General features: G+C 31.7%; 13 protein-coding genes. 12 read left to right on the top strand and 1 reads right to left on the bottom strand.

Translation table 11 applies throughout. From position 1 onward, the window contains the following. Positions 1-4: 4 nt before the first annotated feature. Genes Q0975_RS19840 through Q0975_RS19830 form a run of 3 tightly spaced genes read left to right on the top strand, consistent with a single transcriptional unit; the run spans position 5 to position 2665 of the window. Complete coding sequence (locus tag Q0975_RS19840; RefSeq protein WP_299439882.1) at positions 5-871, top strand: DUF4249 domain-containing protein; 867 nt, start codon at positions 5-7, stop codon at positions 869-871. A 10-nt stretch (positions 872-881) separates the two neighbouring features. Continuing rightward, entirely contained in the window at positions 882-1922 is a 1041-nt protein-coding gene (locus Q0975_RS19835) for a histidine kinase (protein WP_299439880.1), read from the top strand. Further along, positions 1919-2665 carry a LytTR family DNA-binding domain-containing protein gene (locus Q0975_RS19830; RefSeq protein ID WP_299439878.1) on the top strand — a complete coding sequence of 249 codons (747 nt, stop codon included), beginning with the start codon at positions 1919-1921 and terminating at the stop codon, positions 2663-2665. The genes Q0975_RS19835 and Q0975_RS19830 overlap by 4 nt, the downstream gene beginning before the upstream one ends. A 13-nt stretch (positions 2666-2678) precedes the next feature. Here the strand turns inward: Q0975_RS19830 and Q0975_RS19825 are convergent, their stop codons facing one another. Further along, on the bottom strand, positions 2679-3455 hold the full coding sequence (locus Q0975_RS19825) for a lipopolysaccharide kinase InaA family protein (RefSeq protein WP_299439876.1): 777 nt from the start codon (positions 3453-3455) through the stop codon (positions 2679-2681). Positions 3456-3701: 246 nt separating this feature from the next. Here Q0975_RS19825 and Q0975_RS19820 point away from each other — a divergent pair, with 246 nt between their 5' ends. The 9 genes from Q0975_RS19820 (at position 3702) to Q0975_RS19780 (ending at position 11575) form a co-directional block, all read left to right on the top strand. Beyond that, positions 3702-4505, top strand: a complete 804-nt coding sequence (locus tag Q0975_RS19820; RefSeq protein WP_299439874.1) for a glycosyltransferase family 2 protein — start codon at positions 3702-3704, stop codon at positions 4503-4505. A 2-nt stretch (positions 4506-4507) separates the two neighbouring features. Continuing rightward, positions 4508-5437, top strand: coding sequence for a glycosyltransferase family 2 protein (locus tag Q0975_RS19815; protein WP_299439872.1), 930 nt, complete (start codon positions 4508-4510; stop codon positions 5435-5437). Next, complete coding sequence (locus Q0975_RS19810) at positions 5434-6420, top strand: glycosyltransferase (protein WP_299439870.1); 987 nt, start codon at positions 5434-5436, stop codon at positions 6418-6420. Before Q0975_RS19815 ends, Q0975_RS19810 begins: the two co-directional genes overlap by 4 nt. Beyond that, on the top strand, positions 6420-6989 hold the full coding sequence (locus tag Q0975_RS19805) for an L-threonylcarbamoyladenylate synthase (protein ID WP_299439868.1): 570 nt from the start codon (positions 6420-6422) through the stop codon (positions 6987-6989). Before Q0975_RS19810 ends, Q0975_RS19805 begins: the two co-directional genes overlap by 1 nt. A gap of 8 nt (positions 6990-6997) precedes the next feature. After that, positions 6998-8422, top strand: coding sequence for an HD domain-containing protein (locus Q0975_RS19800; protein WP_299439866.1), 1425 nt, complete (start codon positions 6998-7000; stop codon positions 8420-8422). A 47-nt stretch (positions 8423-8469) separates the two neighbouring features. Next, the gene (locus Q0975_RS19795; RefSeq protein WP_299439864.1) at positions 8470-8826 is read left to right on the top strand and encodes a four helix bundle protein; all 357 of its coding nucleotides are present in this window, start codon (positions 8470-8472) and stop codon (positions 8824-8826) included. A 36-nt stretch (positions 8827-8862) separates the two neighbouring features. Next, positions 8863-9879, top strand: a complete 1017-nt coding sequence (locus Q0975_RS19790) for a COX15/CtaA family protein (protein ID WP_299439862.1) — start codon at positions 8863-8865, stop codon at positions 9877-9879. A gap of 42 nt (positions 9880-9921) precedes the next feature. Further along, positions 9922-10431 (top strand): hypothetical protein, encoded by a 510-nt coding sequence (locus Q0975_RS19785; RefSeq protein WP_299439860.1) that lies wholly within the window; start codon positions 9922-9924, stop codon positions 10429-10431. Between the two features lie 85 nt (positions 10432-10516). Continuing rightward, positions 10517-11575 carry a nucleoid-associated protein gene (locus tag Q0975_RS19780; RefSeq protein ID WP_299439858.1) on the top strand — a complete coding sequence of 353 codons (1059 nt, stop codon included), beginning with the start codon at positions 10517-10519 and terminating at the stop codon, positions 11573-11575. Positions 11576-11622: the final 47 nt, after the last annotated feature.

The following is an 11622-nucleotide window of genomic DNA, read 5'->3' as shown; positions in this document are numbered from 1 at the left end:
TCAAATGAAAAATATATTTATAGCATCCGCAATAATTATCTCATTACTTTTCATATCCTGTGAGACAGACGTGACTAATGACATAACCTTAAATGAAAGTACTCCGAGATTAGTTATCAATGGTGGATTAGAAAGAAATACTGTTAGCCCTCTAGCTACTCAGAGTATACAACTGACTACTACTGCCTCATTTTTATCTACAGAAGAATTACCGTCCGTAGACGATGCATCTGTCATTGTAACAAGCAACACAGATTCTTGGACATTTACTCATACATCTAATGGAATTTACGAAAACTCGGATATCACTCCTGAAATTGGAAACACTTACACCATCACTATAAACTGGAATGAAGAAACTTATGAAGGATCAGATTCTATTAGTGAAGTACCTCGATTTGATAATTTCTATTTTGAATTTGAAGAAGAAACAATTGCCACTGATGCTGGGTATTTCGTTAAGTTTGACACGACTGACCCAATTAATGTTTCTAACTTTTATCATTATAGACTTTTTAGAAATGATGAGTTTATAATTGTTCCAGACCCAGGAAACAGTGAAGTTTTGATTGTATCGGATGAATTCTTTGATGGTCGACAGCGTATCGGTGTAAATCCAAATGACGAGGTGCCTTTTGAAATTGGTGATGTTGCTACAGCACAACAATTATCAATCTCAGAAGCCTATTTTGATTTCTTGAATGAACTATTTATACAAACAGGAAATCTGGGAAATCCAATAATTGGTAACCCTCCACCAGCTTCAATACGAGGAAATTTAATAAATTTAAGCAATCCGAACAATAGGGCATTAGGATACTTTTATACTGTAGATATTGAAGAAGACACTATAACAATTACAGAAAACTAAAACCAACACATTGAAAACTAACAGAATCTATTTTTATTTATTCATTATTCTTCTGTTTAATGCTTTTCATTTAATCAGTGAAATATATACTGATAATCTACAAGAGGGTATTTCTGAAACATTAGTATTATTACCCGTTAGTTTTATTTTTACCCTTATTATTTTTTGGTCCAGAGTCCATTTAAAAAAGAATATCGCTCCCAAAATGGTTGATGCAGAAAATAGATCTCAATTTTTAAGCTTTTGGACTGTAGCAATTATTGTTAAAGCAGTTGTATTGACCTTTTTAATTAAAGGAATATCCTATAATTTTTTCAATAATGAAGATGATATTGATGAGACTTTTTTTGATTTAGCTTTTTGGTCTATTTTATTAATTAATTTTGCAATTATCGCTTTCGTTTACTTTGTTGAAATTTTCTTGGAATCTCAACAAGAAAAACAAGATATCAAAATCAAACTCACGCAGTATCAAAGTGAAAAATCCATAGCCCAATACCTAGCCCTAAAGAAGCAATTAAACCCTCATTTTTTATTCAATAGTTTTAATAGCCTCTCTGGACTAATAAGTATTGATACTAAAAAAGCAGAACATTTTTTACAAGAACTATCTAATATCTATCGTTATAACTTAACACAAAGCGAAGAAGTTGTTGTACCCTTAAAAAAAGAACTAGAGCTTATTAATTCTTATATGTCTTTACAGAAAATTCGGTTTGGAGAAAGTATTGTTTTTCAAAATGATATTGAAGAAACTAAATTACATCTTTTGTTACCTCCTATGACTTTAGAGTTACTTTTCGAAAATGCGATCAAACATAATAGTATTGACATCAATAAGCCTTTAAAAATAACTATTACTGTTGAAAACCTAAATCTTAAAGTCGTTAATAATTTCCAACCAAAAAATAATGATTATGAAAAATCATTGGGTATTGGGCAAAAAAACCTAATCAATCAGTACAAAATGTTACACTCTGACGCCCCTGTTTTCAACCTACTAAACAGCAACTACATAGCCTCTATCCCACTTATTCAACCCGAAATATGACCAGAGCGATTATTATAGAAGATGAAAGCATCGCAGCAATTAGATTACAAAATTTGATTCAGGAAGTCAATAATCAAATAATGATTGTTAAGGTTCTTACATCTATACATGAATCAATACAGTATTTATCTACAGAAAGCCCTGATCTAATTTTTCTTGATATCAATTTATCAGATGGATACTCTTTCGAAATCTTCAAAATACTAGAAATCAATACCCCAATAATTTTTACCACAGCATATTCTGAATATGCAATTAAAGCATTCGAACAGAATAGCATCGATTATTTATTGAAACCCGTTGGAAAAGACGCATTATCAAAAAGTATAGATAAATTTTTTGGCCTTAATAAAAATAAATTACCTGAATATAAAGACCTATTTCTTCATAATGGCAAAGAATACAAAAAAAGGTTTTTAGTAAAAATGAACAACAGTCTAAAGACCATTGAAATTGATCAAATTGCATATTTTTACACTGAAGAAAAACTAACCTTCGTCCAACTTTGGAATGGTAAAAAAACTCCTATAGATTTTTCTTTAAAAAAATTAGAACAAGAATTAGATCCTTCTAATTACTTTAGAATTAACAGAAAATACATTATTCATTTAAAATCGATTGGAGATATGTACTACACGTCTAAATCAAGAATAAAGATATCATTGAATCCTGATACTTCAGAAAGCAACATTTTTGTTGCGATAGAAAAAATAGGGAAATTTAAAAAATGGCTTTCATTATAATTTCTTATACCTACTAATCTCTGTATTTCTTTTTCCAGAAAAAGATCTTTCGTTTTAGTTTGCGTTTACCATGATATCGGTTCTGAAATTCTTGAGTGTATTGCCACATCAATCTAAAGATTTCAGATTCATTTTCACTAGTACATTTTGCATATTCATTACTCATCACTCTAATCATAGATTCATGAATGGTTAAACGAGCAAAGTTTTTTATTCTAGTCTCAAAACTCATTTCGCCAAACTCCATCCGATTTAGATCTACAAGAGAAAATTCGTAACCATCCTCAGTTCTCTCAATTAAAGTGTTACCTGGTGAATGGTCTAAAAAATTAATCCCACTCTTGTGCAACTCAAACGTAAATCTAGTAAAAGCTCTAAGAATTTCTTCATGATCTTCTATTCCAAAATCCGTAGTTAATTCTCTATAAGTAAGATCACATTCCACCAATTCACTCACATAGAAACTTTTTTTAAACAAAAACGGTGTAGTTCTCACCTCAAATGCAATTGGAAAAGGTGTTTTAATTCCAGCCTCCAATAATTTATTAGCGTACATAAAGGATCGCTCCGCTTTAGATTTTCTAAAAAAACGATATGCAACTTGATTAATTACATTAGGAATCTTAAATGATTTTATGGTATACTTCTTATCGTTTAGAGTGATTATCTTAATGACATTACGCTCAGCATCCCCTAATATCTCAGTATATTCTTCAAAATTATCAATAGCATTCTTTATATCAGAAGCTAACAACTTCTTAGAATCATGTACTACAAATCTGTTTGGCATATTAAACGATAGTCTTTTAATTAAAAGAATCCTTCCTTTTGAATTAGTAAAAACAAAAACAGATCCTGTTCTGCAACGGGATTAGTTCACTTACCATTGTCAATTTCCACTTCGGAAATTTGCAAAAAAGGAGTATCACTAAAAATAATGAGCAAAGGTAGGTATTTTAAGATTTTTAAAAGGAAAGCAGTTCTGTAAAATTGTTTTAACAGAAATCCGTTACTTTGCAAAACAAACATTCTAAAAATGGCGAAGTATCCTACTTGTTCTTTGGTAACACCAACTTATAATTGGCCTGAGGCTTTAGAACTATTACTTTTAAGCATAAAAAACCAGACTCATCCTCCGGACGAAGTCATTATAGCGGATGATGGATCTAGAGAAGAAACCGCGACGTTAATTAAACGTATGCAAAAAGATTTTCCGGTACCACTACACCACGTTTGGCATGAAGACAACAAAAATCAGAAACCTGCCATCATGAACAAAGCGATTGCTAGCGCTAAATTCGAATATATTGTAGAAATCGATGGTGATATTATTATGCATAAAGATTTCGTAAAAGATCATCTTTCTCTAGCTGAGAAAGGAGTTTTTCTATATGGGAGTCGCGTAAATATACAAGAAGACTATTTAGACATACTGTTCGAAAAAAAGCAAACACATTTTAACTTTTTTTCTAAAGGGATAAAAAAACGAGGACGTACGCTTCGTATTCCTTTTCTAGCTAACAGTTATAAAACCGAAGACAAACGCTCTTCTAAGCTAAGAGGATGTAACATGTCTTTTTGGAGAGAAGATTTTCTGAAAGTTAATGGCTTTAATGAATCGCTGACTGGTTGGGGGATTGACGATAGTGAAATGATTCAGCGTTTAATCAATATAGGAATTAAAGGAAAAAGATTAAAATTTAAAGGAATTGTATACCACATTTATCATAAAGAACAAGATAAAAGTCATATCCATGTAAACGAAATAATAGAGAAAGAAACTACAGAAAAAAAAATTACCTATATCGAAAAAGGAGTAGATCAATATTTAAAGAACTAATTATGTTTGATATATCGGTTATTATCATCAATTACAATTCTGAGGAATATACTATCAATTGTATAAAATCGCTCTTAGAACATACTTCTGACCAATTATCTTGTCAATATATTGTAGTTGATAATGGTTCTGAAAAAGAGAGTTACAAAGCGGTGAACACATACATTGAATCTATCAAAAATAATACTTCAATAGAATTGATTCGAAGTAATATCAATACTGGGTTTGGTAGCGGAAATATGATAGGCGTACAAAAAGCAACTGGAAAGCACCTCGCCTTTGTAAACAATGACACTATCCTAGAAAGTGATTGTCTTTCTTCTCTAAAAAACTTTATGGATAACCATCCAAATGTTGGTGTTTGTGGTCCTCAAGCGTTTACAGAAGATAAGAAAATTTTGCCTACTATAGATCATTTTGCATCTTTAGGAAGGGAGATTTTTGGAAGAAAATTTCTTGAAAAATTAAACTCTAAAAAATATCCAAAACGCAAAAGACTTTATACAGAGCCACAACAAGGGCAATTTATTGCTGGAAGTTTTATGTTTTTTAGAGCTGAAGATTTTAATATTGTTGGCGGTTTTGACACCAATATCTTTTTGTATTATGAAGAAACAGACATTTGTAAACGTCTAGCAAAAATCAATAAATCTGCGTATTTAGTTCCGGAAGCTACATTTATACATTACCATGGAGCAAGCACGGAAAAATCTGTAGCAATTAAAACAGAATTAAAAATCTCCTTAATGTATATCATTAAAAAACATTATGGCATCATTCCGTTTTACATATTATTAACTTATTTGCAGATTAGATACTTCTTTAGTAGTATCGTAAAACCAAAGTATTGGCCTTTGTTTTATACTTTATTTCTGCAAGCTCCCCTTACAAGGTCATTAAAGCATAAACAAAAAATCAATCCAATTGTATGAAAATATTGATTGTAGATAATTCAGGGATCATTCCAGCTGTGAATTATGGCGGTATTGAACGCGTGATTTGGGGACTTGGAAAAGAATTGAATAAACTAGGTCACGAAGTAGTTTATCTTGTTAGGCCTGGATCTCAATGCAATTTTGCAGAAGTATTAACACTTAATCCTGACCAAGATTTAAATTCGCAAATACCAGATGATATTGATATTGCACATTTTAGTCATACTCCTCTTTATGAAGTTAATAAGCCTGTTATTATTACGATGCATACCAATCCTCCCAAAGAGGAAGTTTTAAATAAAAACACAGTCTTTATCTCTAAGAATCATGCAAAACGCTATGGGTCATCCACATATGTTTATAATGGCTTAGATTGGGACGACTATCCTGATCCTGTTTTAGATAAGGAAAGAAAGTATCTTCACTTTTTAGGAAAAGCTGCTTGGAAAATAAAAAATGTATTTGGTGCAGCTAAAATAGCACTCGAATCGGGAAACAAATTACACATTTTGGGAGGTGAAAAATGGAATTTCCGAAACTTCAAAAGAGGTTTTAAATACATTTTTAATCCAAAGATTATATTCCGAGGTATGGTGAACAACAATGTCAAAATGGACATTATTCAGTATTCCAAAGGACTTGTTTTCCCTGTAAAATGGCACGAACCTTTTGGGTTAGCTATTACAGAGAGTATGTACGCAGGTTGTGCCGTTTTTGGAACTAAAAATGGTTCTTTACCAGAACTAATTACTTCTGAAGTTGGTTTTACAAGCGATAGTTCTGAGGAAATTTCGAAAGCGATTAAAGAGTTTGATTACAATCCAAAACGCTGTCATGAATATGCAGTAAAGTATTTCAATTCAAAAGTAATGACAGAATCTTATGTTAAGCTATATAAAAAAGTGCTTAATGGTGAAACTTTAAACCCTGAAGTTCCACAATTTATTGATGAAGAAAATATAATTCCAAAATTCAACTAATGGAAGATTACAGAGAAGAAGTAGAAAAAACAATAGCCGTACTTAAAAGAGGTGGCCTTATACTGTACCCAACAGATACAGTTTGGGGAATAGGATGTGACGCCACAAATCCTGGCGCTATTGATAAAATATATGCCCTAAAACAACGAGCAGAAAGTAAATCCTTGATTTGCTTAGTAAGTGATTTTAAAATGCTTCAGCAATATGTAGAAGAAGTTCCAGAAGTAGCTTACGATATCTTAAAATACGCTAAAAAAGCAACTACTATAATTTATGATAGACCTTTGAGAGTTGCAGAAAATCTAATAGCAGAAGACAATACTTTAGGAATTAGAGTAGCTCGTGATCCTTTTTGCAGTAAATTACTTCGAAAGTTCAAAAGACCAATAGTTTCTACTTCCGCTAATATTAGTGGAAAATCCACTCCTCGAAACTTAAAAGAAATAAGCAAAGAGATTTTGGAAGGCGTAGACTATGTTGTAAATTTGCCGTTGAAAAACAAAGACGCTAAGCCTTCCTCTATCATCAAAATAGGAGGCGATAGTACAGTGAAAATTATCAGGAAGTAAATTGATACATGTCGGAAGCTAAGAATTACAAAGAAGCATTACAACATTCTGTTTTTAATACCATAACCAAAGCGGCAGCAAATCTCCAATTAGAAAGCTATGTCATTGGAGGTTTTGTAAGAGATTTTATATTGCAAAGAGGTACTGCAAAGGATATTGATATTGTGGCAATTGGTAGTGGAATTAAATTGGCAGAAGAGGTTTCTAAGTTGCTTCCGAGCAATCCAAAAGTTCAGATATTTAAGACCTATGGAACGGCAATGTTAAATGCCGATGATATCGAAGTAGAGTTTGTGGGTGCTAGAAAAGAGTCTTATCGAGAAGACAGCAGAAATCCAATTGTCGAAAATGGTACATTGCAAGATGATCAAAATCGAAGAGATTTTACTATCAATGCATTAGCGTTGGACCTTTCTGAAGATAACTTTGGTAACATCTTAGATCCTTTTGATGGGCTTGAAGACATAAGATCCAAAATTATCCGTACACCTTTAGATCCAGATATTACATACTCAGATGATCCTCTTAGAATGATGCGCGCCATTCGTTTTGCTACGCAATTGAATTTTAAAATTGAAGATACATCTCTAAAAGCAATTACTAAAAACAAAGATCGTATTAAGATCATTACCAAAGAACGTATTGTTGATGAACTTAATAAAATTATGCTTAGTAAAAAACCATCCGTAGGTTTTGTACTATTAGAAAAAACAGGCTTATTGCCATATATATTACCTGAATTAGTAGCTTTAAAAGGTATTGATGAAGTAGAAGGTCAGAAGCATAAAGATAATTTTTATCATACACTAGAAGTCGTTGATAACATCTCTGAGAATACAGATGATCTATGGTTGCGATGGGCAGCATTATTACATGATATTGGCAAAGCTCCTACCAAACGATTTAGTAAAAAAGTAGGATGGACATTTCACGGTCATGAATTCGTAGGCTCTAAAATGGTCTTCAAACTATTTAAACGTTTAAAAATGCCTTTGAATGACAAAATGAAATTTGTACAGAAAATGGTATTAATGAGTTCTAGACCTATTGTTATTGCTTCTGATGTTACAGATTCTGCGGTAAGAAGGTTAGTGTTTGATGCAGGTGATTATATCGAAGAGTTAATGACACTTTGTGAAGCAGATATTACAACAAAAAATCCAAAACGTTTTAAGAAATATCACAATAATTTTAAGATTGTACGCCAGAAAATGGTAGAGGTAGAAGAACGTGATCATATTCGTAATTTCCAACCTCCTGTAAGTGGAGAAGAAATCATGAAAGCTTTTAATATCAAACCTTCACGCGAAATTGGAATCATTAAAGAAGCTATTAAAGAAGCTATTCTGGAAGGAGAAATATCCAATGAGCATGAAGTTGCCTATCAGTTTATGATCAGGAAAGGTGAAGAATTAGGTTTAAAGAGTGACTAAGACACTAAGTATCTAAGTTTTTGAAGTATTAATGATTTAATAATATAATGGGCACATTCAGAGACTTAATGATTTGGCAAAAATCAATTGAATTAGTTACGCAGATATATTCAGAAACAAACAGATTCCCAAAAGAAGAACAATATGGGCTAACTTCTCAAATCAGAAGATCTTCTATTTCAATACCAAGTAATATCGCTGAAGGATACGGAAGAACTGGTAAAAATGACTATTTGCGGTTTTTAAATATTGCTATCAGTTCACTTTTTGAATTACAGACTCAACTCGAAATAAGTAAAAACCTCAATTTCCTTAAGAAAGAGAACTTTGATATTCTCTTTGAAAATACTCGCGAAATTGAACGTATGCTTGCTAGTTACATTAGGAAAATTAAAACTTCTTAGATTCTTGCATACTATTAAACTTAGACACTAATGCATATGAAACAAAACAATAAAAAAGTAATTTACTGGCTGTTAACTGGATGTTTTCTCATTTTTATTATGGTTGTAATAGGTGGTATTACTCGACTTACTCATTCTGGCTTGTCTATTTCCAATTATAAATTAATTTCAGGGACCCTGCCTCCTATGAATGATACAGAATGGAATACTGCTTTTGAACTGTATAAACAATATCCTGAATACCAAAAAATTAATAATCAATTTACTATAGAGGATTTTAAAGACATTTACTTCTGGGAATGGTTACATCGTGTCATCGGAAGATTTATAGGGATTGTGTTTATTATACCTTTTGTCTATTTTTTAATTAAAAAGCAGCTAACCAAGTCGACCATAAGAAAATCTATTATATTAATGTTTTTAGGCGGTTTTCAAGGCTTTTTAGGCTGGTTTATGGTAAAAAGTGGATTGATAGACAGACCTGACGTCAGTCATTACAGACTTGCTATGCATCTTACTGCTGCCTTCATAACGTTTGCTTATACGTTGTGGGTAGCGCTGGATCTTATGTATCCAAATAAAAAACCTGTAAACCGTAAGTTCCGAAATCTAATCCGATGGACCTTAGGAATATTATTGATTCAAATTATATATGGTGCCTTTGTAGCCGGTTTAGATGCTGGTTTTTTACATAATCATTGGCCACTAATGAATGATGGACAATTGATACACGAATCAGTATATATTGAACAATCTCCGTTAATCAAGAATTTTATTGAAGGAAAAAGTGGGGTACAATTTATACATCGATATCTAGCATATATTGTAGTAGGCCTTATTGTATTAATTTGGTATCGAAGTAAACAAATTGAAACGAATCTTATTCAGAAAAAATCACTAAATATATTATTAATCATCGTAGGGATTCAGTTTCTGCTAGGTGTTTTCACTTTACTGTATAGAGTACCAATAACATTAGGAATATTACACCAAGTTGTTGCATTTTTATTATTAGGCGCAATTACTTTTTCATTACATCGTTTTACCAAATAACAATTGATTTGTAGTATCTTTGCCAATCCAAATTAATGAAGAATGATTTACCGTTTCAGAATTATCCTGGATACAGAGGAAGATGTGTTTAGAGATATCGAAATCGAACAAGATGCTACTTTAGAGCAATTTCATGATGTCATTAACCAATCCTTCGGATTTGACGGTATGGAAATGGCTTCTTTTTATACTAGCGATGAGCAATGGACTCAAGGAGAAGAAATATCTCTTTTTGACATGAGTGATGGCAATCAGCCTGTAAGACTAATGAATGAAACATCTCTTATTGATGTTGTACATGAAGTATCTCCTAGATTAATTTACATTTATGATTTCCTAAGCATGTGGACCTTCTTAGTAGAACTCGCAGAAATTGCGGAATATGAAAACGGAAGAGAGTATCCAAGTGTTATGTTTGTGCATGGTCAAATACCAGACAATGCTCCTGATAAAGAATTTAAAGCAGATAATCTAGACGAAGATAGTGAAGAAGATGATTTCCTAGATCTTGATGACTATGATGAATTAGGATTTGATGAAAACTGGAATTAGGTTAAAAAGAATCAAAGATTCGTAATAACCTTTGAAGCATAAATTGTTAGATTCTCTGAAACTTTACAACTTTTAAACAAAAAAAATGATCAACTTATATAGCACTCAAATAGAATCCCTTTCGATTCATAGAATTGGAAATAAAAGCAGAAATGAAAATATATTTCTTTCTGATTCTCCTTATGCGCTTAATGATGAGTTAACAGCTTTATTAAAAGAATACTTCTTTAAACCTTTTAGAGAAAAGGAAGAAAACTATTTCCAGTTTGCAAATGAAGTTGATGTAGAATTTAATCCGTTATATAAGATTGTTACCGAAATTTTTGACAATCCATCTTCTGCACATGAGAAATCCAAAAGAATAACTTCTTTGCTATATGAACAATCACAGCATCCACATATTAAGAGTGGTGAAGTATATATCACCTACTTAGAAAACCTTACGATTGATAACGAAAAAGTTTCTGCATTAGGGATTTTTAAATCAGAATTAAAATATGATTTCCTTCAGTTTGAAGAAAGAGGAACCGATTTAGAATTATTACATCAACAAGGAGTTAATCTTAACAAACTTGATAAAGGTTGCTTAATTTTTAATTATAAAAAAGAAGAAGGATATAAAATTCTTTCTGTAGATTCCAATAAATATGACACCAAATATTGGTTAGAACATTTCTTAGGAGTAGAAGCTTTTGAAGATGATAATTTCTACACGAAAAAATACATGAAATTCTGTCAGGATTTTGCTAAAGATGTGGTCCTACCTGCAGAAGATAAAAAAGAAGAAGTGATGTTTATGAACCGAGCTGTAAATCACTTTGCAAAGAACGATACATTTGAAGAATCTGCTTTTTTAAACGAAGTAATTGATAATCCAGATCTTATTCCTGAATTTAAACATTACAAAACAGAAAAGGCACCAAAATACCATATAGAAGATCTTACTGAGTTCCCTATAGCCAATACCGCGGTATCAGCAGCAAGAAAAAAGATAAAAAACACGATTAATCTAGACACAAATATTCAGATTAAAATGGATTTTATCAACCCAGAATCCGCAGAGAAATTTGTAGAAAAAGGCTGGGACGAAGAAAAACAGATGTACTATTACCTGGTATACTTTAATAAAGAGCAGAAGGATTAATTATAATTTAGTCTAAAAACATAAAAGTCTAAGGTACAAATTACATT

Source organism: uncultured Aquimarina sp., assembly GCF_947500065.1.
Lineage (GTDB): Bacteria > Bacteroidota > Bacteroidia > Flavobacteriales > Flavobacteriaceae > Aquimarina.
The sequence above is the reverse complement of the archived record's forward strand: the minus strand, read 5'-3'. Positions and strand labels throughout refer to the sequence as shown.

What these genes read in the sequence shown, in the direction of transcription:
- Q0975_RS19840 (WP_299439882.1), top strand. Translation starts at nt 5, where the DNA reads ATGAAAAATATATTTATAGCATCCGCAATAATTATCTCATTACTTTTC.
- Q0975_RS19830 (WP_299439878.1), top strand. Translation starts at nt 1,919, where the DNA reads ATGACCAGAGCGATTATTATAGAAGATGAAAGCATCGCAGCAATTAGA.
- Q0975_RS19825 (WP_299439876.1), bottom strand. Translation starts at nt 3,455, where the DNA reads ATGCCAAACAGATTTGTAGTACATGATTCTAAGAAGTTGTTAGCTTCT.
- Q0975_RS19820 (WP_299439874.1), top strand. Translation starts at nt 3,702, where the DNA reads ATGGCGAAGTATCCTACTTGTTCTTTGGTAACACCAACTTATAATTGG.
- Q0975_RS19815 (WP_299439872.1), top strand. Translation starts at nt 4,508, where the DNA reads ATGTTTGATATATCGGTTATTATCATCAATTACAATTCTGAGGAATAT.
- Q0975_RS19810 (WP_299439870.1), top strand. Translation starts at nt 5,434, where the DNA reads ATGAAAATATTGATTGTAGATAATTCAGGGATCATTCCAGCTGTGAAT.
- Q0975_RS19805 (WP_299439868.1), top strand. Translation starts at nt 6,420, where the DNA reads ATGGAAGATTACAGAGAAGAAGTAGAAAAAACAATAGCCGTACTTAAA.
- Q0975_RS19800 (WP_299439866.1), top strand. Translation starts at nt 6,998, where the DNA reads ATGTCGGAAGCTAAGAATTACAAAGAAGCATTACAACATTCTGTTTTT.
- Q0975_RS19795 (WP_299439864.1), top strand. Translation starts at nt 8,470, where the DNA reads ATGGGCACATTCAGAGACTTAATGATTTGGCAAAAATCAATTGAATTA.
- Q0975_RS19790 (WP_299439862.1), top strand. Translation starts at nt 8,863, where the DNA reads ATGAAACAAAACAATAAAAAAGTAATTTACTGGCTGTTAACTGGATGT.
- Q0975_RS19785 (WP_299439860.1), top strand. Translation starts at nt 9,922, where the DNA reads ATGATTTACCGTTTCAGAATTATCCTGGATACAGAGGAAGATGTGTTT.
- Q0975_RS19780 (WP_299439858.1), top strand. Translation starts at nt 10,517, where the DNA reads ATGATCAACTTATATAGCACTCAAATAGAATCCCTTTCGATTCATAGA.